At 63.7% G+C, this 23,204-nt stretch carries 22 protein-coding genes and 2 riboswitches; of the genes, 16 read left to right on the top strand and 6 right to left on the bottom strand.

Annotation, left to right across the window (positions count from 1 at the left end):
* Positions 1-50: 50 nt before the first annotated feature.
* A complete protein-coding gene (gene nfuA / locus F7R20_RS03745; RefSeq protein ID WP_003182850.1) occupies positions 51-635 on the top strand; it encodes a Fe-S biogenesis protein NfuA in 585 nt (194 codons plus the stop codon).
* Between the two features lie 180 nt (positions 636-815).
* Here nfuA and cobM read toward each other — a convergent pair whose 3' ends face one another.
* The 4 genes from cobM to F7R20_RS03725 form a co-directional block, all read right to left on the bottom strand.
* Positions 816-1,562, bottom strand: coding sequence for a precorrin-4 C(11)-methyltransferase (cobM, locus tag F7R20_RS03740; RefSeq protein WP_003200200.1), 747 nt, complete (start codon positions 1,560-1,562; stop codon positions 816-818).
* A 77-nt stretch (positions 1,563-1,639) separates the two neighbouring features.
* On the bottom strand, positions 1,640-2,044 hold the full coding sequence (locus F7R20_RS03735; protein ID WP_003200202.1) for a cobalamin biosynthesis protein: 405 nt from the start codon (positions 2,042-2,044) through the stop codon (positions 1,640-1,642).
* Positions 2,041-2,736, bottom strand: a complete 696-nt coding sequence (locus tag F7R20_RS03730; RefSeq protein ID WP_003200205.1) for a CbtA family protein — start codon at positions 2,734-2,736, stop codon at positions 2,041-2,043. The genes F7R20_RS03735 and F7R20_RS03730 overlap by 4 nt, the downstream gene beginning before the upstream one ends.
* Before the next feature lie 11 nt (positions 2,737-2,747).
* Complete coding sequence (locus tag F7R20_RS03725; RefSeq protein ID WP_003200207.1) at positions 2,748-2,936, bottom strand: CbtB domain-containing protein; 189 nt, start codon at positions 2,934-2,936, stop codon at positions 2,748-2,750.
* Positions 2,937-3,036: 100 nt separating this feature from the next.
* A riboswitch (cobalamin riboswitch) is annotated at positions 3,037-3,259 on the bottom strand.
* A 213-nt stretch (positions 3,260-3,472) separates the two neighbouring features.
* Positions 3,473-3,686, top strand: a riboswitch (cobalamin riboswitch).
* Between the two features lie 98 nt (positions 3,687-3,784).
* Between F7R20_RS03725 and cobW the strand changes: the two genes are divergently transcribed.
* The 15 genes from cobW (at position 3,785) to F7R20_RS03645 (ending at position 20,208) form a co-directional block, all read left to right on the top strand.
* Positions 3,785-4,849 carry a cobalamin biosynthesis protein CobW gene (gene cobW, locus F7R20_RS03720; protein ID WP_003200209.1) on the top strand — a complete coding sequence of 355 codons (1,065 nt, stop codon included), beginning with the start codon at positions 3,785-3,787 and terminating at the stop codon, positions 4,847-4,849.
* A gap of 3 nt (positions 4,850-4,852) precedes the next feature.
* Positions 4,853-8,626: a cobaltochelatase subunit CobN gene (gene cobN, locus F7R20_RS03715; protein ID WP_003200211.1), complete on the top strand. Its 3,774-nt coding sequence runs from the start codon at positions 4,853-4,855 to the stop codon at positions 8,624-8,626.
* A 209-nt stretch (positions 8,627-8,835) separates the two neighbouring features.
* The gene (locus tag F7R20_RS03710; protein WP_003200213.1) at positions 8,836-9,834 is read left to right on the top strand and encodes an ATP-binding protein; all 999 of its coding nucleotides are present in this window, start codon (positions 8,836-8,838) and stop codon (positions 9,832-9,834) included.
* A 101-nt stretch (positions 9,835-9,935) separates the two neighbouring features.
* Positions 9,936-10,493 carry a vWA domain-containing protein gene (locus F7R20_RS03705; RefSeq protein WP_028237280.1) on the top strand — a complete coding sequence of 186 codons (558 nt, stop codon included), beginning with the start codon at positions 9,936-9,938 and terminating at the stop codon, positions 10,491-10,493.
* Positions 10,494-10,692: 199 nt separating this feature from the next.
* A complete protein-coding gene (locus F7R20_RS03700) occupies positions 10,693-12,339 on the top strand; it encodes a phospholipase D-like domain-containing protein (protein WP_003200218.1) in 1,647 nt (548 codons plus the stop codon).
* A gap of 64 nt (positions 12,340-12,403) precedes the next feature.
* Positions 12,404-12,652, top strand: a complete 249-nt coding sequence (locus tag F7R20_RS03695; protein WP_013692712.1) for a type II toxin-antitoxin system Phd/YefM family antitoxin — start codon at positions 12,404-12,406, stop codon at positions 12,650-12,652.
* A 110-nt stretch (positions 12,653-12,762) separates the two neighbouring features.
* Entirely contained in the window at positions 12,763-13,104 is a 342-nt protein-coding gene (locus tag F7R20_RS03690) for a YdcA family protein (RefSeq protein ID WP_003200220.1), read from the top strand.
* A 395-nt stretch (positions 13,105-13,499) separates the two neighbouring features.
* Positions 13,500-14,348: a transporter substrate-binding domain-containing protein gene (locus F7R20_RS03680; RefSeq protein WP_003200222.1), complete on the top strand. Its 849-nt coding sequence runs from the start codon at positions 13,500-13,502 to the stop codon at positions 14,346-14,348.
* 54 nt (positions 14,349-14,402) lie between these two features.
* Entirely contained in the window at positions 14,403-15,065 is a 663-nt protein-coding gene (locus F7R20_RS03675) for an amino acid ABC transporter permease (RefSeq protein WP_003200225.1), read from the top strand.
* Positions 15,066-15,074: 9 nt separating this feature from the next.
* Positions 15,075-15,737, top strand: coding sequence for an amino acid ABC transporter permease (locus F7R20_RS03670; RefSeq protein ID WP_081352422.1), 663 nt, complete (start codon positions 15,075-15,077; stop codon positions 15,735-15,737).
* The gene (locus tag F7R20_RS03665) at positions 15,734-16,555 is read left to right on the top strand and encodes an amino acid ABC transporter ATP-binding protein (protein WP_003200230.1); all 822 of its coding nucleotides are present in this window, start codon (positions 15,734-15,736) and stop codon (positions 16,553-16,555) included. The genes F7R20_RS03670 and F7R20_RS03665 overlap by 4 nt, the downstream gene beginning before the upstream one ends.
* A gap of 26 nt (positions 16,556-16,581) precedes the next feature.
* The gene (locus tag F7R20_RS03660; RefSeq protein ID WP_003200232.1) at positions 16,582-16,971 is read left to right on the top strand and encodes a RidA family protein; all 390 of its coding nucleotides are present in this window, start codon (positions 16,582-16,584) and stop codon (positions 16,969-16,971) included.
* 145 nt (positions 16,972-17,116) lie between these two features.
* The gene (locus tag F7R20_RS03655) at positions 17,117-17,881 is read left to right on the top strand and encodes an IclR family transcriptional regulator (protein WP_003200234.1); all 765 of its coding nucleotides are present in this window, start codon (positions 17,117-17,119) and stop codon (positions 17,879-17,881) included.
* A gap of 40 nt (positions 17,882-17,921) precedes the next feature.
* Positions 17,922-19,139: an amino acid deaminase gene (locus F7R20_RS03650; protein ID WP_003200236.1), complete on the top strand. Its 1,218-nt coding sequence runs from the start codon at positions 17,922-17,924 to the stop codon at positions 19,137-19,139.
* A 154-nt stretch (positions 19,140-19,293) separates the two neighbouring features.
* A complete protein-coding gene (locus tag F7R20_RS03645) occupies positions 19,294-20,208 on the top strand; it encodes a sugar kinase (protein WP_003200238.1) in 915 nt (304 codons plus the stop codon).
* Positions 20,209-20,330: 122 nt separating this feature from the next.
* Here the strand turns inward: F7R20_RS03645 and F7R20_RS03640 are convergent, their stop codons facing one another.
* Together F7R20_RS03640 and F7R20_RS03635 are read right to left on the bottom strand one after the other, a co-directional pair.
* Entirely contained in the window at positions 20,331-20,606 is a 276-nt protein-coding gene (locus F7R20_RS03640; protein ID WP_003182808.1) for a peptidylprolyl isomerase, read from the bottom strand.
* Between the two features lie 48 nt (positions 20,607-20,654).
* Positions 20,655-23,192 carry a hybrid sensor histidine kinase/response regulator gene (locus F7R20_RS03635; RefSeq protein ID WP_003200240.1) on the bottom strand — a complete coding sequence of 846 codons (2,538 nt, stop codon included), beginning with the start codon at positions 23,190-23,192 and terminating at the stop codon, positions 20,655-20,657.
* Between the last annotated feature and the right edge of the window lie 12 nt (positions 23,193-23,204).

Here is a 23,204-nt window from a genome sequence, read left to right as displayed (position 1 = left end):
TCCGGCGCGATGATTGGCGTAAACTGCCGGCAAGCCTGCGAGGAGTTTCCATGACCGCCATTACCATTACCGATGCCGCCCACGATTACCTGGCCGACCTGCTGTCCAAGCAGAACACGCCTGGGATCGGGATCCGCATCTTCATCACCCAGCCCGGCACCCAGTACGCTGAGACGTGCATTGCCTACTGCAAGCCGGGGGAAGAAAAACCCGAAGACACCGCGCTGGGGCTCAAGAGCTTCACCGCGTACATCGACTCGTTCAGCGAAGCCTTCCTGGACGATGCGGTGGTCGACTACGCCACTGACCGCATGGGCGGCCAACTGACCATCAAGGCGCCAAACGCCAAGGTGCCGATGGTCAATGCCGACAGCCCGGTCAACGAGCGCATCAATTACTACCTGCAAACCGAAATCAACCCGGGACTGGCCAGCCACGGCGGCCAGGTTTCGCTGATCGACGTGGTGGAAGACGGCATCGCCGTACTCCAGTTCGGCGGCGGCTGCCAGGGCTGCGGCCAGGCTGACGTCACCTTGAAGGAAGGCATCGAGCGGACCTTGCTCGAGCGCATTCCGGAGCTCAAGGGCGTACGCGACGTGACCGACCACACGCAGAAAGAAAACGCCTACTACTGATTGTGGCAATACCATCTTGCGATCAGCTCGTAACCTGTGGGAGCGAGCTTGTGGGAGCAAGGCTTGCCCGCGATGCAAACACCTTGGTGTAGCGGATAGACCGAGGCGACGCCTTCGCGGGCAAGCCTTGCTCCCACAGGTTCGCTCCCGCAGGGGGATCCAGGTGGATTCTCTGGCGAGTCAGGGCCTGTAGAGATGCGCATGCCCGGCGCGGTACAGCGAAGACTCGCTGAACACATCGTTGCCCAGCACACGTCCCACCAGAATCAGCGCCGTGCGGCGAAAGCCCTTGGCGTGTACCTTTGCTGCGATATCGTCCAGCGTCCCCATCACCCAATCCTGATCCGGCCAGGTCGCCCGGTGGATCACGGCAATCGGGCAATCGGCGCCATAGTGGGGCCGCAGTTCGTCGACGATTTTTTCCAGATGATTGACCCCCAGGTGAATCGCCATGGTCGCCCCGTGCTGCGCCAGGCTGCCCAGTTCTTCCCCAGCGGGCATCGGGCTTTTGTCGGCGTAGCGGGTGAGGATCAGGCTTTGGGAAATGTCCGGCAAGGTCAGTTCGGCGCCCAGCAGGGCGGCGCAGGCTGAGGTCGCTGTCACCCCCGGGATGATTTCGAAAGGGATGGCCAATTCCCGCAGGCAACGAATCTGCTCGCCGATGGCGCCGTACAGGCTCGGGTCGCCGGAATGCACCCGGGCCACGTCCTGGCCCTTGAGATGGGCGCTCTTGATCAATTCGATGATCTGTTCCAGATGCAGCTCGGCGCTGTTGATCACCTGTTCGGCACAATGGCCTTCAAGGACGGCGGTTGGCACCAGCGAGCCGGCGTAGATGATCACCGCGCACTGGCGGATCAGTCGCTGGCCTTTGACCGTGATGAGGTCCGGGTCGCCGGGGCCGGCGCCGATGAAGTAAACGGTCATGACCGGCTCCTGTGGAAGGTGGGTGAGCGTTGCCCAGATGAAGATCGCTCATGATCCTGGGCGCCGATTATCGGGATTTACGCCACGACCGCCAATGCCAACGTGCTCTTGGGGCCTTTTTGGCGAGTAATCAGTAGCGTCGCGGGCGATCTGCCCAACTGGTCGGCCAAGGCGAGGGCGGCGCTTTCGGCGATGCCGTAGCAACCGGTTCGCTCGAAGGCGATCTCGGAACGGTGACTGAGCCGCTGCTCGTAGCTGGCCAACTGTTCGACACTGAAGCAGGTCAGCGGCAGCGCCAGTTGCCCGGCCAGCTCCAGCAGCCCGGGCTCGTCACGCTTGAGGTCGATACTGGCCAGGGCCCGTACCCGATGAAGTTCGATGCCGTGGGCCAGCAGCGTCTGGTCGAGCAGGGCCCGCAGCGTGCTGGCCGGGCAACCACGCTGGCAGCCCAGGCCGATCACCAGGATCGGCTCGGCGCTCATGCGTCGTGGTGGGCTTGGCCGTCACGGCGAAACAGCCAGGCGCTGATCAGGCCCAGGGCCAGCCAGAACGCGACGTTGGTCAACTGCGAGGCAATCTTGAACTGGCTCTCCAGCGCTTCGGGCGCCAGCATCGAGTGGACTTCGGGCTGCGGCGCGCCGATGACGTGGGGCACCAGCAATGTTGCCACGCCCAGCACCTTGAGCAGCCAATGCTGGCCGAAGGCGATCAAGGCAATGCCCACCGCCGTGGACGCCGCGGTGCCGATCCACCACATCTGTCGTTGGGCCAGGTCGGCCGCTGCGGTGCCAGGCAATTCCGGGGGCAGGCCAAGCGTCGGCGCCAAGACGAAAGTGGCATAACCGGCCAGGCCCCAGAGCAGGCCCTGGGACGTGCGCGTCGGTGCGCGCAAGGTGTACAGGCCCGCCAGCATCAGGGCAAACCCCACGGCGACCACCAGGTTGCCGCCCGTGGTGGACAGCACGCGCTGCCAGCCGTCTTCCGGCTCCCAGGCCTCGGCATCATGGGTATGAGCCGCCCCGTCGGCGTGTTCATGGACCTCGGTCGCCGGGGCCTTCTCGAAGGTTTCCGCCTGGAGAATCAACGGCGATACCCAGAAACTTTGCAGCAGAGTCAGCAGCAGGGCGGCCAGCAAGCCGCTGAAACCAGCGGTCTGCGCGATACGCTTGATCATGTCGTCAGTTCTCAATGGCACGGGAATGCGGCGCTGTGACGGGTATCGTGAGCAGCGTTGTGCACCGCTTCGATGTGGGAGAAACCGGCGAAATAGACCAGCCCCGCGCCGAGGATGGAAGCAAGGATCGCGGCGCTCAGGCGTTGGCTCAGGGTGGTGGTGCTGCTGGTGGTGCGGGCGGTGCTGCTGATGGTCGACATGGCGCTTCCCTCTGTTCTTGTTCAGTGGGCATTCGAGCGCGATGAAACCCCGGGCGAAAGCCCGCCAAGGTTCGAACAGCGCCCGCCCACCGCGGGTTTGTTGATGCATGAGTCAAGGGCCGGTCTCCGGGCTCGCGAGGGGCGGGGCTTGCGCCTGGCCTGCAAGCGTCACCTTCCCATGTCCGGGGACACAGTGGTTCAGACGCTTCGCTCGCTTACCGTTGCGGGGGCAGCACCGGACTGACGTGGCTTTGGAGTAAAGCACACGATTCACCGGTTTCCCGTTTCACCCTGTGAAGGGCACCCGTAACTAGGCGTACAGGAGAGCATGGGCGGGGGCGGGGCGTCAATTGGCGTGGGTTCTCAGGCTGGCACCGAGTTGCGCCCATCGCGAGCAAGCTCGCTCCCACAATGAATCTCGCGGATCACAAAACTCATGTTCAACAAAGATCAACTGTGGGAGCGAGCCTGCTCGCGATGAGGCCCGGACATACACCGCAGAACACTCTGGCGATTGACCCGCCCCCACACCCTGCGTAGCCTTGCGCCTTCGAGGTTCTTCGGCACATGCCGGAGCTAAGAAGGGAACGCGGTCCAAGCCGCGGCTGCCCCCGCAACTGTGAACGGTGCTGTTTCTGCAAGGCCACTGTGCATGCCCTTTAAAACGGGCGCACGGGAAGGCGCAGCAATTGCCAGTCGAAAGATTGGCCCGCCGTCAGCCAGGAGACCTGCCTCGAGACAGATTCTCACTACAACCGGGCGGGGTGATCCGGTGGCGAAATCTTCCGCGCACGCCTGTGCCAGCGGTTGTCGTCCCGTTTGCCCGCCACCTTGCCAAAGGGCATCCGATGAAAACACTGGCCAAACTCCCCGTCACCATCGTCACCGGTTTCCTCGGCTCGGGTAAAACCACCTTGCTGCGGCACATGCTCGACAACGCCCAGGGCCGGCGCATCGCCGTGATCGTCAACGAATTCGGCGAGCTGGGCATCGACGGCGAAATCCTCAAGCAGTGCTCCATCGGTTGCACCGAAGAAGAAGCCAACGGCCGCGTCTATGAACTGGCCAACGGCTGCCTGTGCTGCACGGTGCAGGAAGAGTTCTTCCCGGTGATGCGCGAACTGGTGGCCCGGCGTGGCGACCTCGATCACATCCTCATCGAAACCTCCGGCCTGGCCCTGCCCAAGCCGCTGGTCCAGGCCTTCCAATGGCCGGAAATCCGCAGCGCCTGCACCGTCGATGCGGTAATCACCGTGGTCGACAGCCCGGCCGTGGCCGCGGGTACCTTTGCCGCGTTCCCCGACCAGGTCGATGCCCAGCGCAAACTCGACCCGAACCTGGACCACGAATCGCCGCTGCACGAACTGTTCGCCGACCAACTGGCGAGCGCCGACCTGGTGATCCTCAACAAGGCTGACCTGATCAGCCCTGAGGACCTGGCCAAAGTTCGCCTGGAAGTCGCCGAAGAGCTGCCACCGGCGGTCAAGGTCATCGAAGCCAGCAGCGGTCGCCTGCCGCTGGACGTATTGATCGGCCTGGGCGCTGGTTCCGAAGAACACATCGACGGCCGCCACAGCCATCACGACCATCACCACGATGGCGACGATGATGACCACGATCATGACGCCTTCGATTCCATTTCCATCGAACTGCCCCAGGCTGACGAAAGCCTGTTGCTCGACGCGCTGACGCAACTGGTGGTCCAGCACGGAGTATTGCGAGTCAAGGGTTTCGCGGCGATTCCGAACAAGCCGATGCGCCTGTTGATCCAGGGCGTCGGGACGCGTTTCGACAAGCATTTCGACCGCCAGTGGGGCGCTGAGGAAGCGCGGGTCACCCGCCTGGTGCTGATCGGCCAGGCGCTTGACGCCGCGCTGCTCGAAGCGCAGTTGCGCGCCGCCCTCGGGGCCTAAGCCATGCACCTGCTCAGGACCCAGCCCGGCGGTTTCGTGTCGGACGACAACATCGCCGACCTGGGGCAAACCCCCGCCGAACTGGTGATCCTGTGCAGCGGCGACTCCAGCCTGGCGCTGTTGGCCGAAGCGGCGAAGCAGTTGCCGGGTGACTACCCGCAGTTTCGCCTCGCCAACCCGATGCAGGTGCAGAACCACGCCTCGGTGGATCTGTATGTCGAAGACGTGCTGCAACACGCCAAGGTCATCCTGTTGTCGCTGCATGGCGGCATCGGCTATTGGCGCTACGGCATCGAGCGCCTGATGGAACTGGCGGGGCGCGGGGTGAAGCTGATCCTGGTGCCGGGGGATGATCGTCCAGACCCGGAACTCAGTGACCTGAGCAACGTGGCCGTTGAGGACCGCGACCGGCTCTGGCAGTTCTTGCGCCAGGGCGGGCTGGGCAATGCCCTCGACCTGTTTTACAACCTAGGCAGCCAATGGTTCGGCCGCGATTATCCGTGGGCCGAGCCGCAGGCCTTGCCACGCACGGCCATCTATCACCCGGCGAAAACCAGCGCCAACCTCGACGACTGGCAAGCCGACTGGAGCGCCGGGCAACCGGTGGCGGCGGTGCTGTTTTATCGCTCCCACCTGCAAGCGGCGAACACCGCGTTCATCGACGTGTTCTGCCAGCGCCTGCAAGCGGCGGGGCTCAATCCGCTGCCGATTGCCGTGGCAAGCCTCAAGGAGCCTGGTTGCCTCGCACTTGTAGAGGACTGGCTGGACGAGGTGCAGGCGGGGGTGATCCTCAACACCACCGGCTTCGCTCAATCCAGCCCCGAAGCTCCGCATTTGCGACCGTTTCGCCGCAACATCCCGGTGATCCAGGCGATCTGCGCCCAGGACAACGAACCCGGCTGGCGGGCCAGCGAGCAGGGCTTGGGACCGCGAGACCTGGCGATGCACATTGCCTTGCCGGAACTGGACGGACGGATCATCAGCCGCCCCATCAGTTTCAAGGACCTGGCCTGGCGCAGCGAGCGCAGCCAGAGCGATGTGGTCTGCTACCGGGCCGCGCCCGAGCGCATGGATTTTGTCGCCGAACTGGCCCGACGCTGGACCACCCTGGCGCGTTTGCCCGATGCCCAGAAGCGTGTGGCGCTGATCCTCGCCAACTACCCGACCCGCGACGGTCGCATCGGCAATGGCGTCGGCCTGGACACCCCGGCGTCGGCCTTGAATATCCTGCGGGCCCTGCAGGCCGAGGGCTATCCGTTGCCGTCCGAACTGCCGGCGAGCGGCACCGCGTTGATCCAGCAATTGCTCGGCGGGGTCAGTAATGACCTGGACAGCCTCGACCTGCGTCCCTGTCACCAGAGCCTGGCCCTCGCCGAGTACCAGGCCTTGTTCGACGCATTGCCCGAAGGCAATCGCCAAGCGGTGCTGGCGCGCTGGGGCTCGCCCGAGCAGGACCCGATGTTCCGCGACGGCCGTCTGATGGTCGCCGGTCTTCGGCTGGGCCTGACCTTCGTCGGTATCCAGCCGGCGCGGGGTTATCAGGTCGATCCGAGCGCGGTGTACCATGACCCGGACCTGGTACCGCCCCACGGTTACCTGGCGTTTTATTTCTGGTTGCGCCACACCTACGGCGTCCACGGGGTGATTCACGTCGGCAAGCACGGCAACCTCGAATGGCTGCCGGGCAAGGGCGTCGGGCTGTCGGAAAACTGCTGGCCGGACGTGCTGCTGGGGCCGCTGCCGAATATCTATCCATTCATCGTCAACGACCCGGGTGAGGGCGCCCAGGCCAAGCGTCGTACCCAGGCGGTAATCATCGACCACTTGATGCCGCCGCTGACCCGGGCCGAAACCTATGGGCCACTGCGTAACCTCGAGCTGCTGGCTGACGAGTACTACGAGGCGCAATTGCTCGATCCGCGCCGTGCCCGGGAGCTGCAACGGGACATCCTCAATCTGGTGCGCGAGACCCACATCGACCGCGAACTGCAACTCGACGCATCCCTCGACAGCGACACCGACGCGGCGATCTGGCTGCCACGCCTGGACACTTACCTGTGCGACTTGAAGGAGTCGCAGATCCGCGATGGCTTGCACATTTTTGGTGAGTCGCCCAGCGGACGGCTGCGCATCGACACCTTGCTGGCGTTGCTGCGCATTCCCCGGGGCGACGGCAAAGGCGCGCAGTCGAGCCTGTTGCGGGCGCTGGCCAAGGCGTTCGGGCTGGGTTTCGATCCACTGGATTGTGCCTTGGCCGAGCCCTGGACTGGCGAGTGTCCCGAGGCGTTGCGTCAGGTCAGCGCCGAGCCCTGGCGCACCACCGGCGATACCCGCGAGCGCCTGGAGCTGTTCGCTGTGCAGTTGATCGAGCAGGCGCTGGACGGTGCGGTGGAGCAACTCGACGCGCCGGGTTGGGAGGTGGCGGGCAGCATCATTGAAAACCTGCGATCCGTCGTGGCCCCGCGCCTGGACGCTTGCGGCCCGGCGGAAATGCGCGGCCTGCTCGATGCCTTGAACGGGCGCTTCGTGCCGGCCGGCCCCAGCGGCGCGCCGAGCCGCGGGCGCCTCGATGTGTTGCCCACCGGGCGCAACTTCTTCTCGGTGGACGTGCGCAACCTGCCCACCACCACGGCGTGGCGCATCGGTTTCCAATCGGCGAACCTGATCCTTGAACGGCACTTGCAGGACCACGGCGATCACCTGCGTCAGCTCGGCCTGTCGGTGTGGGGCACCGCCACCATGCGTACCGGCGGCGATGACATCGCCCAGGCCATGGCGCTGATGGGCGTGCGTCCGGTGTGGGCCACGGGCAGCCAGCGGGTCGATGACTTCGAGATCCTGCCGCTGAGCCTGCTGGACCGGCCTCGGGTCGATGTCACGCTGCGCGTGTCCGGCTTCTTTCGTGACGCCTTTGCCAACCTGATCCGCTTGTTCGATGCCGCCGTGCAGGCCGTCGCCGCCCTCGATGAGCCGGACGACATGAACCCGTTGGCGGCCAAGGTGCGCGGCGAACGCGAAGCCTTGCTGGCATCGGGTCTTGAGCCGGAAGCCGCGGCGCGCCAGGCCGGCTGGCGGATCTTCGGCGCCAAGCCCGGTGCCTATGGCGCGGGCGTGCAGGGGGCGATTGACGGTCGCTTGTGGCAGAGCCGCGAGGATCTGGCCGAGGTGTACCTGAACTGGGGTGGTTACGCCTACGGCGCCAGCGATGAAGGCACTGCTGCCCGGGAGCAGTTCTCCCGGCGTTTGAGCCAGGTGCAGGCGGTGTTGCAGAACCAGGACAATCGCGAGCATGACCTGCTCGATTCCAACGATTACTACCAGTTCCAGGGCGGCATGCTGGCGGCTGTCGAGACCCTCAGTGGTGATGCGGCGGCCAGTTACCATGGCGATCACAGCCAGCCAGACTTGCCCAGGATCCGCACCCTGAAAGAAGAGCTCAACCGCGTCATCCGTTCCCGCGCAGCGAATCCGAAGTGGATCGACGGCGTGAAGCGTCACGGCTATAAAGGCGCGTTCGAACTGGCGGCGACGGTGGACAACCTGTTTGCCTTCGACGCCACCACTCGGTTGATCGACGATCACCAGTACGCCTTGCTGGCCGATGCCTACCTGCTCGACCCGGACACCCGGGATTTCGTCCGCCAGCACAACCCCGACGCTCTGCGGGACATGACCGAGCGCATGCTCGAAGCGCAGCAGCGGGGGATGTGGCAGGCGCCGGGGGAGTACCGCGAGGCGCTGGAGAATTTGTTGTTGGATATAGAAGAAGATGGCTGACGTGCCTACTCAGCAGGCGAGACACAACCCCTGTGATGGGTTGACCTGTGGCAAAGGGATTTATCTCCACCCTGTGGGAGCAAGGCTTGCCCGCGATGGTGGCGCCGCGGTTTAGCAGCTAAACCGCGTTTTCGTTCATCGCGGGCAAGCCTTGCTCCCACAAGTCCCCTTTTGACATTGACGTTACCGACCACCCTTGAGAATTAGATATGACCCACACCCCCCATTTCCCGCTCTGCGCCGTGGTCGGCGCCGATGATCTGAAACTGGCCCTGTGCCTGGCCGCGATCGATCCGAAAATCGGCGGTGTGCTGATCGAAGGGCCGCGGGGCATGGCCAAGTCCACACTGGCCCGGGGCCTGGCGGACCTGCTGGCCAGCGGTCAGTTCGTCACCTTGCCCCTCGGTGCTACCGAAGAGCGACTGGTGGGCACCCTGGACCTGGACGCGGCGCTGGGGGAAGGGCGCGCGCAGTTTTCTCCCGGCGTGTTGGCCAAGGCCGATGGTGGCGTGCTGTACGTCGATGAAGTGAACCTGCTGCCCGATCACCTGGTGGACTTGCTGCTCGATGTGGCCGCCAGCGGCATCAACCTCATCGAGCGCGACGGCATTTCCCATCGGCATCCGGCGCGCTTTGTGCTGATCGGCACCATGAATCCGGAAGAGGGCGAACTGCGCCCGCAGTTGCTCGACCGTTTTGGCCTGAACGTCGCCCTCGACGGTCACACCGCACCGACTGAGCGCGGCCAGATCATCCGACGGCGGCTGGATTTCGACAGCGATCCGCAGGCGTTCTGCGCGGCGTGGGAGACGACCCAGGCGCAGTTGCGCGAACGTTGCCAACAGGCACGCGACCGCTTGGCCGGGATCGCCCTGGATGACGCGGCGCTGGCGCAGATCACCGAGCGCTGCTTTGCCGCCGGGGTCGATGGCTTGCGCGCCGACCTGGTCTGGCTGCGGGCGGCCCGGGCCCATGCGGCTTGGCGCGGGGCTGCTGCAATTGCCGATGAAGACATCGATGCGGTCGCCGAGTTTGCCTTGCGGCACCGGCGGCGCGGGCATTCGGCACCGACACCGTCCCAGGCGCCGACCGGCGCGGAAAAAACCACTGAACCCAGCGAGGGCCAGGGCCAGTGGGGTGACCTGCCGGCCCGGGCATTGCCGACCGGTGCTCGGCGTGACGTGCCGAGCTGGCCAAAAAAGCCCTAGGCATTCGCCCCCGTTCGCCAGCGGGGGCGAATGCCAGACCCCGTGCCGGACGACTCGACCAGGGCCGCCAGGGCCGCAGCAAAGCGGCGGCCAGCGGTGCGGTGAACTGGCCGGGGACGTTGCTCAATGGCCGGCCACGTCTGCGTGAGGACCTGTGCTGGCACGCTCGCCAGCGCTCGCCCCATGAGCTGTGGCTGGTCATTGTCGATGCGTCGGCCTCGACCCGGCGTCATCGCGCCTTGAGTGACGGCAAAGGCCTGCTGGCGCAGTTGTTCGACGACGCCTATCGCCAACGGGCCCGCCTGGGGCTGTTGACGGCCAGCGGTACGCAGCCGAACTGGCAGGTGCAAGGGCTCAAGGCCTCGGCCGGTCTGCGCGACTGGCTCGATGGGCTGGGCGCCGGTGGCGGAACGCCGTTGCTGGCGGCGCTGAACGAGGCCGGGCGCTGGCTGGAGGCCCGACGCAAGCGCTACCCGGCGGAGCAGCAACGGGTCTTGGTGATGACCGATGGGCGAGTCAAGGAGGGGCTTTCACTGCCGTTGCTCGATTGCCCGTGCCTGTTGATCGACATCGAAAGAGGCCCGATTCGCCTGGGCCGGGCCCGGCAGTTGGCGGGGCGGTTGGGGGCGGAGTATCGGCATATCGATGAAACCACTTGAAATGTTCTTTGACTGTGAAGGCCTCATCGCGAGCAAGCTCGCTCCCACATTTGGTTTCGCTGTGCACACATAACTGATGAACACCACAGCCCCTGTGTGTGCGAGCTTGCTCGCGATCAGCATCGCCTCGGTCCCTGATCTGACCACCTAACCCGCATCACTACACTATGCTCAGGCAGCCCCCTCACAGGAGTGAACCATGCGCGTACTCGTCACCAACGCCCAGGACGATTTTCGGGTCAAGGCCTATGCCGGCACCAACGGCGTGCTGCTCGCCATGGACCTGGCGGAATCCCGACGCCAGGGGCTGCTGGGTTTTGCCATCGAGAAGCAGCAGGGGGACAAACCCTGGCTGTTCCTGTTCAACAGCCTGACCTTCCCCGACAAGGCCCACACCTTTCCTCAGTTCCACGCCACCCCCAGCGACAAGGCACCCTTGCAGAAATTTCGCTGGGCCGACTACGCGGTCAACCCCGGCGTGACCATGCACTACCGCGTGCACCTGGCCTACGGCAGCCCCGATGCACCGCAGTTGGGCGAATCCCTGGAGGTCACGGTCACCAGCGACGACGGGCAGCCGGCCAACCAGCGGGTCATCTTCAACCGTGCCGTGGCCGCCAGCCAGGCGTTCCAGCGCAAGTTTCCTGAAGTGGACGCGCTGATCGGCGCCAACAAGCACCTGTCCATCGATGACTGGCCCGACGCCCCGCGTCGCTGGCTGGAGAATGGCCTGTTGGGACGCCTGATCGGTTTTATCGACCGGGCGCTGGATGCCAGCTGGGCCCTGGATGTCGCCATTTATGAATACGAACTGCCGGTGATCGTCGACGCGGTGAATGCCGCCCATGCTCGCGGTGCGAAGGTGCGGGTGCTGTATCACGCCGAGCCGGGGGACGACACCACGGCGCGCAACGAAGCCAGCCTCGAGAAAATGCCAGCAGCCAACAAGCGCGGACGAGTTACCCATAACATTTTCCACGACAAGTTCATTGTGCTGAGCAAGGTGGACGGCAACGGCTCATTGCAACCGGAGGCGGTGCTGTGCGGCAGCACCAACTTCACCGCCAACGGTGTCTACCGCCAGGCCAACGTCGTTCATGTGCTGGACGACCCTCGGGTGAGCGGCAGCTACTTCCAGGTGTTCGAGCAAATCTGGGCCGAACCCCAGGACGTCGATGCCACTCGCCAGTGGCTGACCGACAACAATGCCATGGCTCCACAAGAGGCGTTGTTCGCCGGGTTCTCGCCGCGCACCGGGGAGGGCGACCTGGATCGCTTCGTCGACATCATCAAGGGCGCGCGAAAGGACCTGCTGTTCGTCACCGCCTTTGTGTTGCCCGAGCGCATCCTCGACGCGGTGCTCGGCGCACCCAATGACGACGTGCTGCGCTACGGTCTGCAAAACTCCAAGAGCCGCATCACCGGCTTTCACGCCGACCGCACCGCCGAATTCGCCGCCACCGCGCTGCTCAACACCGGCCTGGAAGGCTGGCTGCGGGAAAACATGAAAGGCCAGAAGGGCAACCTGCTGGTGCACACCAAAGCCATCGTCACCGACTTCACCAGCGACACCCCGACCATCCTCAGCGGCAGCCATAACCTGAGCGCCGCGGCGAGCAGCGGCAACGACGAGAATTACCTGATCATCCAGGGCGACACCGACCTGGCCGACCGCTACGGGCTGGAGTTGCTGCGTTTCTATGAACATTACCGCTTTCGCTACTTCGCGAAAAAACTCGCCCTCAAGCAGGTCAAGCCACTGGCGGTGGATGACAGCTGGAGTGATGACTATTACCGCGAGGGGGATTTGCGGATGTTGTCCAGGGTGAGGTTTTGCGGGCGCTGACAGTTTTAAGAGTTGTATTAGAACGCTATTGTTTAGCGCCATTCAGTACTCAAGGTCTCATTCCATGACTCGTATCGTGCTTTCTCGAGTTGTAGCCAGCATTTCTGAACTCAAGAAAAATCCGATGGGTACCGTTGCAGCGGGTGAGGGATTATCCGTAGCGATCCTGAATCGTAACGAGCCGGCTTTTTACTGCGTCCCAGCCAGAGAATACGAAGCCATGATGAATCGGCTTGAGGACATGGAGCTTGTCGCTCTGTGTCACGAGCGGGAGAACGATCCATCAATCAAGGTTGCGCTTGATGATTTATGAGCAGAAGTTCCTGTAGAAAACAGGGTTGTTCGAGTTGAGATCTTGCGGGCGTTAGGCGCAGTAGATGATCCAGTGCTAGCATAGGGCCATATATCAGCCTGGAAGCTGCCATGAATCTCTGTCACGGAACGTCCGCTTTACTTCGCGCCTGTGTCGCGATTCTGTTGTTGACCCTGGGCACTTCGGCCCTTGCCGCCAATCAACCGTGTTCCGGGCGCAAGGGCGGTATTGCCGGGTGTGACGGCGATACCTTCCTGTGCAACGACGGCTCCATCAGTGCTTCGAAGAAGTCCTGTTCCGCTGTGCTGGGGCTTCGGAACGAGGCCCGGCCGCAGTCGTTGCTCAAGTCCGCCGACGGTTGCCAATGCGGCAGTGGCAATTACTGCGTCGGCCCCCGGGGCGGGGTCTATTGCCTTACGCCTGGCGGCAGCAAGAGCTACAAGCGCAAATAGCCCAGGCACACCGCCGAACCATTGTGGGAGCGAGCTTGCTCGCGATAGCGTCAGGTCAGTCGCCATCAATATTGACTGATACACCGCCATCGCGAGCAAGCTCGCTCCCACAGGGTATTTTACAAATTCCAGAGTGGCTCCGTTTCGGTGCACCGGGGGCGCCGAATACCCGGCTTGGGGCCTTGTTACCCGTGCGTCGTGGCCCACGGTAGCAACAGTGTTCGCACGCAGATGCCACTGTGCGGGCGCCTGTTTTTCCCATCCCCCTGATTTCCTTAACTTTCCATTTTCCTCACCCACGCGCTGCAAGCCTGTGGCACACTTTCTGCTGTCTATTCCGTTGTTACATACCACGTTCCGGTATAGCGGAATAAACCCATTCTGGAGTGCTTGCCATGCAACGCCGACCTTCCTTGTTCAAAGCGTGTGTTTTTCTCTTCGCGGCCACGACGGCTGCCATGGGGGTCGCTCAGGCGGCCGACAGCAAGCTGGACAGCGTGCTGCAGCGGGGGAAATTGATCGTGGGCACGGGCAGTACCAATGCGCCGTGGCACTTCCAGGGAGCGGATGGCAAGTTGCAGGGCTTTGATATCGATATTGCGCGGATGGTCGCCAAGGGGTTGTTCAACGACCCGGAGAAAGTCGAGTTCGTGGTGCAGTCTTCCGATGCGCGCATACCCAACCTGTTGACCGACAAGGTCGACATGAGCTGCCAGTTCATCACCGTCACCGCCAGCCGCGCCCAGCAAGTGGCGTTCACCCTGCCGTACTACCGCGAAGGCGTGGGCCTGCTGCTGCCGGCCAACAGCAAGTACAAGGAAATCGAAGACCTCAAGGCCGCCGGCGACGGCGTCACCGTGGCGGTGCTGCAGAACGTCTACGCCGAGGAGCTGGTGCACCAGGCGCTGCCCAAGGCCAAGGTCGACCAGTACGACAGCGTCGACCTGATGTACCAGGCAGTGAACTCCGGTCGCGCCGATGCCGCCGCCACCGACCAGTCCTCGGTCAAGTACCTGATGGTGCAGAACCCTGGCCGCTACCGCAGCCCGGCCTATGCCTGGAGCCCGCAAACCTACGCCTGTGCGGTCAAGCGCGGCGACCAGGACTGGCTGAACTTCGTCAACACCACCTTGCATGAAGCCATGACCGGCGTGGAATTCCCCACCTATGCGGCGTCCTTCAAGCAGTGGTTCGGTGTCGAGCTGCCGTCGCCAGCGATCGGTTTCCCCGTCGAATTCAAATGACCCTGTGAGCCCGGGGCGCCACTTGCGGGCGCTCCGTCGAAGGTACTGCCGACCATGAATTATCAGTTGAACTTTGCCGCCGTCTGGCGCGATTTCGACACCCTGCTGGCGGGGCTTGGCCTGGGGCTTTCCCTGGCACTGGTGTCGATCGCCATCGGTTGCGTGATCGGCCTGGCGATGGCGTTCGCGCTGCTGAGCAAACATCGGATCTTGCGAGTGCTGGCGTCGGTGTATGTGACGGTGATCCGCAATACGCCGATCCTGGTGCTGATCCTGCTGATCTACTTCGCCTTGCCGAGCCTGGGCATCCGCCTGGACAAGCTGCCGTCGTTCGTCATCACCCTCTCGCTGTACGCCGGGGCCTACCTGACCGAAGTGTTTCGCGGCGGACTGTTGAGCATTCACAAGGGACAGCGTGAAGCCGGGCTGGCCATCGGCCTGGGCGAGTGGCAGGTGAAGGCCTACATCACCGTACCGGTGATGCTGCGCAACGTGTTGCCGGCGTTGTCGAACAACTTCATTTCGCTGTTCAAGGACACCTCCCTGGCGGCGGCGATTGCCGTGCCGGAGCTGACCTATTACGCCCGCAAGATCAACGTGGAGAGCTACCGGGTGATCGAAACCTGGCTGGTGACCACGGCCCTGTATGTCGCGGCCTGTTACCTCATTGCCATGGTGCTGCGTTATTTCGAGCAGCGCCTGGCGATCCGCCGTTAGGAGTGTCCCATGTACGAATCACCCAGTTGGTTGCATGAGTTATGGGTTGCCCGGGACACCCTGTGGGCCGGCTTCCTGACCAGTGTGCAGTGTTCGCTGCTGGCGATTGTGTTGGGCACGTTGATCGGCCTGGCCGCCGGGCTGGTGCTGACCTATGGCCGGACCTGGATGCGCGCGCCGTTTCGCTTCTATGTCGACCTGATTCGCGGCACGCCGGTGTTCGTGCTGGTGCTGGCCTGCTTCTACATGGCTTCGGCCCTGGGCTGGCAGATCGGTGCGTTCCAGGCCGGCGTGCTGGGCTTGACGCTGTTCTGCGGCTCCCACGTGGCCGAGATCGTGCGTGGGGCCTTGCAGGCGTTGCCCCGTGGGCAGATGGAGGCGAGCCAGGCCATCGGCCTGACGTTCTACCAGTCGCTGGGCTATGTGCTGTTGCCCCAGGCGTTGCGGCAGATCTTGCCGACCTGGGTCAATTCCTCCACCGAGATCGTCAAGGCCTCGACCCTGCTGTCGGTGATCGGCGTTGCCGAACTGCTGCTCAGCACCCAGCAGATCATCGCCCGGACGTTCATGACCCTGGAGTTTTACCTGTTCGCCGGGTTTCTCTTTTTCATCATCAATTACGCCATTGAATTGCTCGGGCGGCACATTGAAAAGCGGGTGGCCTTGCCATGACTGACGTTTCGAATCTCTCCAACACGGAGCTTTCCAACACAGAGCTCTCCAACACCCAGCCGCTGCTGGACATTCGCGGCTTGCGCAAACAATACGGCCCGTTGGAAGTGCTCAAGGGCGTGGACCTGAGCATGCAGCGCGGCAACGTGGTCACGCTGATCGGTTCCAGCGGTTCGGGCAAGACCACGCTGCTGCGCTGCGTCAACATGCTGGAAGAGTTCCAGGGCGGGCAGATCATGCTCGACGGCGAATCCATCGGTTACGACGACATCGACGGCAAGCGTGTGCGCCACGCCGAAAAAATCATCGCCCGGCACCGGGCCATGACCGGCATGGCTTTCCAGCAATTCAACCTGTTCCCGCATTTGACCGCGTTGCAGAACGTCACCCTGGGCCTGCTCAAAGTGAAAAAGCTGCCCAAGGACGAGGCCGTGGCCCTGGCCGAGAAATGGCTGGAGCGAGTGGGCCTGTTGGAGCGGCGCGATCACTTTCCCGGCCAGTTGTCCGGCGGCCAGCAGCAGCGCGTGGCAATCGCCCGGGCAATTGCCATGAACCCCAGCCTGATGCTGTTCGACGAAGTGACCTCGGCCCTGGACCCGGAACTGGTCGGCGAGGTGCTGAACGTGATCAAGGGCCTGGCCGAAGACGGCATGACCATGCTGCTGGTGACCCACGAAATGCGCTTTGCCTTCGAGGTCTCCGACAAGATCGTGTTCATGAACCAGGGCCGCATCGAAGAGCAGGGGCCGCCGAAGGAATTGTTCGAACGGCCACAGTCGCCACGGCTGGCAGAATTTCTCAAGAACACGCGTTTTTAATTTTCCATTCAATAAGGAGATAACCCATGAGCATTACGCGCTACGGCACCGGCAGCACCGCAGGTGGCGGTCAGCCTCGGCCATTCGCCCGCGCCGTGGAAGCCGATGGCTGGCTGCACGTGTCCGGCCAGGTGCCGGCGGTGAACGGCGAGATCATTGCCGGCGGGATCGTCGAACAGACCCACCAGACCATGAAGAACCTGGTCGCTATTCTCGAGGAGGCCGGATACGGCCTGGAAGATGTGGTGCGCTGCGGTGTGTGGCTGGAAGACCCGCGGGATTTCTGGAGTTTCAACAAGGTCTTCGGCGAGTACTTCAGCCCGGAACACGCCCCGGCCAGGGCCTGCGTGCAGGCGAGCATGATGGTCGATTGCAAGGTCGAGATCGATTGTGTGGCCTACAAGAAGAAGGCCTGAACCACGGGGGCCTTATCGCGGGCAAGCCTTGCTCCCACAAGGAAACGCATTCTTCCGTGGGAGCATGGCTTGCCCGCGATAGCGATCTATCAGGCGGCGCAGCAGTCTGGTTAAACTCCCGGCCAATTGAATGGGAACCAAAGACATGACCGAAGACACCATCAAACGCCGGGCCCGGGGATTGGATCGGGCGTTCGATATCCTCGATTTCCTCAAGGAAATCGGCCAGCCGCTGCGCCCGAACGATATTGCCAGCGGCATCGGCAGCCCCAAGTCCACGGTCTATGAACTGGTGGCGTCGCTGCTGGAGCGGCGCATCCTCGAGCCGGTGGGCAAGGACGGCCATGTCTACCTGGGCCGCCAGTTGTATTTCCTCGGGCAGGCACACCTGCGGCATTTCGACCTGAGCCGCGAGGCTGACCAGGCCTTGCAGGAGATCGTGCGCCAGACCCGGGAAACGGCGCAGATGTGCCTGCTCAACGGGCGCAAATACACCGTCGCGCTGATGAAGGAAGGCGAGCGGCATTTTCGCATTTCATCGGACATCGGGGAAAACGCGCCGATCCCGTGGACGGCGTCCGGGCGCCTGCTGCTGGCGCATTTGAGTGACCAGCAGATCGTTGACCTGATCGATCCCGACGACTTCATTTTGCCGGACGGCGAGCGCCTGCCCCTGGAGCAGTTCCTCAAGGAAATCCGCCAGGCCGGCCTCGATGGGTTTTTCTCCTTCGACAGTGTCGCCGACACCTTCACCCACTGCTTCGCCGCACCGGTCAAAGACCCGAATGGCGTGGCCATCGCCACCCTGTGCATCGTCGCCCCTCGGGCCGACGCCAAGAACAATTACGCCGACTACCGCCGGGTGCTGATCGAAAGCGCCAACCACCTGGCCCGTCGTATCAATGAATAGACAGCAACGGCACTAGCGGCCGTGTGCGAGGAGTTCGAACATGCCTTCCGCCATCCTTAATGCCGGCGTCGAGAAGGGCGCCGCCACCGTCGGCGCCCACCTGCTACGGGACGTCAGCCTGCCGGCGCTGGTGCTGCATCGCGCGGCGCTGGAGCACAACATCCGCTGGATGCAGGATTTCATCAGCAGCAGCGGTGCCGAACTGGCGCCCCACGGCAAGACCAGCATGACCCCGGCATTGTTTCGCCGGCAACTGGACGCAGGCGCCTGGGGCCTGACCCTCGCCAGCGCCGTGCAGACCCGTGCCGCTTACGCCCATGGCGTGCGCCGGGTGTTGATGGCCAACCAATTGGTGGGCACGCCGAACATGGCGCTGATTGCCGATTTGCTCGCCGACCCGGCGTTCGAATTCCACTGCCTGGTCGATCATCCGGACAACGTCGCTGCCTTGGGCGCTTACTTCGCCTCGCGCGGAGTACGGCTCAATGTGATGATTGAGTACGGCGTGGTCGGCGGTCGTTGTGGCTGCCGGACCGAAGCCGAGGTATTGGCCCTGGCCGAGGCGATCCAGGCGCAACCGGCGTTGGCGTTGACCGGCATCGAAGGCTACGAAGGGGTGATCCATGGTGACCACGCCATCAGCGGCATTCGTGCGTTCGCGGCGTCCCTGGTGCGGTTGGCGGTGCAGTTGCAGGACAACGGCGCGTTCGCCATCGACAAACCGATCATCACCGCCTCGGGGTCGGCCTGGTACGACCTGATCGCCGAATCCTTCGAAGCCCAGAATGCCCACGGGCGTTTCCTCAGCGTGCTGCGTCCCGGCAGCTACGTGGCCCATGACCATGGCATCTACAAGGAAGCGCAGTGCTGCGTGCTGGAGCGTCGCAGCGATTTGCACGAAGGCCTGCGCCCGGCGCTGGAAGTCTGGGCCCATGTGCAATCGCTGCCGGAGCCGGGTTTCGCGGTGATCGCCCTGGGCAAGCGCGACGTGGCCTACGACGCCGGCTTGCCAGTGCCGCTCAAGCGCTACCAGCCCGGTTCGGACACGGTGGCGGGTGACGATGTGAGTGGCTGCAAGGTGACGGCGGTGATGGACCAGCATGCGTTCATGACCGTGGCGGCGGGGGTTGAGTTGCGTGTGGGCGACATCATTTCGTTTGGTACTTCACACCCGTGCCTGACGTTCGACAAGTGGCGGGTGGGGTGCCTGGTGGATGAGCAGTTGCGGGTGGTCGAGAGCATGGAGACGTGTTTCTAGCCTTTAGACCGAGTCGCGGCTATCGCGGGCAAGCCTTGCTCCCACACTGATCGACTGTGAACACAAAATGGGTGTTTACCCAAAATCCCCTGTGGGAGCAAGGCTTGCCCGCGATAGCGACCTTCCAGACACCGCTGAATTATCAGGATCATCCATGAGCAACCCCAAACCCCGCATCGCCCTGATCGGCGAATGCATGATCGAACTGCAACAACGCGCCGACGGCAGCCTGCTGCAAAGCTTCGGCGGCGACACCCTGAACACGGCGGTGTACCTGGCCCGCGCCTTGGGCGACAGGGGCGCGGTGGATTACGTCACCGCCTTGGGCGACGACAGTTTCAGCGATGCCATGTGTGAAAACTGGGCCGCCGAGAACATCGGGCTGCAACGGGTCCAGCGCTTGCCTGGACGTCTGCCGGGCTTGTATTGCATCCAGACCGATGCGGCAGGTGAGCGGCGATTCCTGTACTGGCGCAACGAGGCGGCGGTGCGCGATTGTTTTACCACCCCGGCCGCCGGGCCGATCCTGGCCGCGTTGCTGGATTACGATGTGCTGTATTTCAGCGGCGTCACCCTGGCGGTGCTCGGCGAGCAGGGGCGTGGCAAACTCATCGAAACCCTGGTCGAAGCGCGTCGGCGCGGGGCGCTGGTGGTGTTCGACAATAACTTCCGGCCCCGGCTCTGGGGCTCGATCGAGGCAGCACGGGCGGCGTATCGCAGCGTCTTGCCCTATGTGGAGTTGGCGCTGCTGACCGTAGAGGACGAGCAGGCATTGTTCGGTCATGCCGACAGCGAAGCGGTGTTCGCCGCCTATGCGCAGCTTGGCACGCCCGAGGTGGTGCTCAAGCGCGGTGCCGAGGCCTGCCTGATTCGTTGCGACGGCCAGTCTTATGAAGTACCTGCCCTGCGGGTCGAGCGCGTCGTCGACACCACGGCGGCGGGGGACTCCTTCAGCGCCGCGTACCTGGCGAATCGTTTGCTGGGCGGCAGCCCGGTGGAAGCGGCCGAGGCAGGCCACCTGTTGGCGAGCCGGGTGATCCAGGTGCCGGGGGCGTTGATGCCCAGATAGAGGAGACACAGAACCTGTGGGAGCGAGCTTGCTCGCGATAGCGTCGGATCAGCCGGCATCCCTGTCGACTGACACACTGCTATCGCGAGCAAGCTCGCTCCCACAGGGGGATTGGGCGATCGTTAGTCCCGGTAGAACACCTGCACCAGGTGATACCCGAACTTGCTCTTGATCGGCCCATGCACCACCCGCAGCGGTTTCTTGAAAATCACCGCATCAATCACGCCGACCATCTGCCCCGGCCTTACTTCACCCAAATCGCCGCCGCGTTTGCCTGAAGGGCAGGTGGAGTATTTCTTGGCCAGCACATCGAAGGCTTCGCCCTTGGCGATGCGTTGCTTGAGCTGTTCGGCTTCTTCGGCGGTTTTCACCAGGATATGGCGGGCTTGGGCTTTCATTGCTGCGGTGACCTGAACGGTGCGACGGGGCGGCGATTATGCCTCAAGTCAGCTGCCATGGTTGATCATCGTCCGAATCTTGTTGGCCAGCAGATCGAGGGAGAAGGGCTTGGCGACCATGTCCATGCCCTGGTCGAGGAACCCCTGGCGTTCGGCGGCTTTCTGCGCGTAACCGGTCATGAACAGCACTTTCAACCCAGGCCGGTGCTGGCGGGCGATTTCCGCCAGTTGCCGGCCATTCATGCCCGGCAGCCCGACATCGGTCACCAGCAGGTCGATGCGCTGGTCCGATTCCAGCACGGGAAGCGCGGTCACGGCGTCCCGGGCTTCTAGGGCGGTGTAGCCCAGGGCCTGCAACAGGTCGAGCACCAGCATACGCACGGCGGGTTCATCCTCCACCAGCAACACGGTTTCCCCGGCGATGGCCGGCGGTACGACGAACGCCTCTGGCGTTTCGGGTGGTTGGGTCGGCGAAACGTGCAAGCGCGGCAGGTACAACTGCACCCGCGTGCCCTGGCCCGGCACGCTGTCGAGGTTGAGGTGCCCACCCGACTGCTGGGCAAAACCGTAGATCATCGACAAGCCCAGGCCGGTGCCCTGGCCGATGGGCTTGGTGGTGAAGAATGGATCGAAGGCCTTGGCCAGTACGGCGGGGGTCATGCCGCTACCGTTGTCGCTGACGGCGATCATCACGTAGTCCCCGGCCTTGACCGGCTCCAGGGTGTTGATGTCAGTAGCGTCGAGATAGACGTTGGCGGTTTCGACGATCAGTTCGCCGCCCTCGGGCATGGCATCGCGGGCGTTGATCACCAGGTTGAGCAGGGCGTTTTCCAACTGGCTGGCATCGGTGTTGACCGGCCACAGCTCGCTGGCCAGTTGCAGCCGCAGCACGATGTGATCGCCAGTGGTGCGGCTCAGCAGGTCTTCGAGCGAGTGCACCAGGTCATTGGCGTCCAGCGGTTTGCGGTCCAGGGACTGGCGTCGGGAAAAAGCCAGCAGCCGATGGGTCAGGGCCGCGGCGCGGTTGGCCGAGGACACCGCGGCTTCGGTGAAGCGCCCGATCTCGTCAGTGCGGCCAGCGGCGATGTAGCGTTGCATCAGGTCGAGGCTGCCGAGGATGCCGGTGAGCATATTGTTGAAGTCATGGGCAATGCCGCCCGTGAGCTGGCCCACGGCTTCCATTTTCTGCGCATGGCGCAGGGCTTCTTCGGCGCGCTCGCGTTCGAACATCTCGCTTTGCAGCCGGTGATTGGCTTCGGCCAGTTGCTGGGTACGGGCGATGACCCGTTCTTCCAGTGTTTCGTTGAGGTTGCGCAGGGCCTCCTCGGTTTTCCGGCTCTCGGTCTCGTCGATCACGAAGATGTAGAAACCGTTCACCGCACCGTCCGCCCCATGGCGAGGCAGGTAGTTGATCAGCGAATGGCGCGGGCGCCCGTCGCGATGGTCCATCTGCACGGTGAAGCTGCACGGCTGGCCGGCCAGGGCGTCGGCGATCTGTTGGGCGCGGGCGGCGTAGGCCTCTTCGCCGAGCACTTCGCGGATGGTCTTGCCGTAGAGCTCCTGCGGGGTCAGGCCGTACCAGTCCAGGTAAGCGCTGTTGTTCAGCCGGAAACGCTCTTCGCGGTCCACGTAGCTGATGAGGATCGGCATCGCATTGATGATCAACTGCAGCTCGGTCTGGCTCTGGCGCAGGGCTTGCTCGGTGCGCTTGCGTTCGGTCAGGTCCAGCGCCGCGCCAAGAAAGCGCTTGGGTCGGCCGTGGCGATCCTTGTAGCAACGGCCGCGTACGTACACCCAGCGCAACTCATCGTCGGGCTGCAGCAGTCGGTACTCCTCGGCGTATTCGGTGCCGTGGGTGATGCAGTGCTTGATGCTGCGGGCAACCATCGCCCGGTCCTCGGGGTGCACGCCTTCAAGGTAGGCACTGATGGGCAACTGGCGTGACAGGCTGGGGTCGACGCCATGCAACAGGGCGAAGTGCGCATCGGCAATAAAGCGGTCTTCGCTGATGTCCCAGTCCCAGGTGCCCAGCGCGTCGGCGGCAGCCAGGGCCAGTTGCAGGCGCTCTTCGCTTTCGTGCTGGGCCTTGAGGCTGGCCTCGGAGCGGCGTTCGAACTCCATGGCCAGGCGGCGTCGTTCGCCGGTTTCGATGGCGGTGACCAGGATGCCGGCGACGTTGCCGCTTTCGTCACGCACCGGGCTGTAGGTCAGGTCCAGCCAGACATCACAGAGACGGCCGGCGAAGGGCACGCGCCATTGCTGGTCGCGGCAGGTGTGCGTCTGGCCTTGCAACACACGGTGATAAATCCCTTCGGTCGCACTCTTGAGTTCGGGCCATGCTGTATGGGTCGGCCGGCCGAATGCCCGGGGGTGCTTGTCACCGGCCAGTCGGCCGAAGGCGTCGTTGTAGAGATGGGACAGCTGCGGTCCCCACAGCAAGGCCATCGCCATGGGCGAATGGAGCATGATGTCCACGGCGGTGCGCAGGCTCTGGGGCCAGTTCTGGGCAGTGCCCAGCGGGGTCAGGGCCCAGTCCATCTGGCTGATCAGGCGCTGTGTATCGCTGCCGGCGGGTGTCGCGTTCATCCCGCGATCCCT

Source organism: Pseudomonas brassicacearum subsp. brassicacearum, assembly GCF_008801605.1.
Taxonomy (GTDB): Bacteria; Pseudomonadota; Gammaproteobacteria; order Pseudomonadales; family Pseudomonadaceae; genus Aquipseudomonas; species Aquipseudomonas brassicacearum.
The sequence above is the reverse complement of the archived record's forward strand: the minus strand, read 5'-3'. Positions and strand labels throughout refer to the sequence as shown.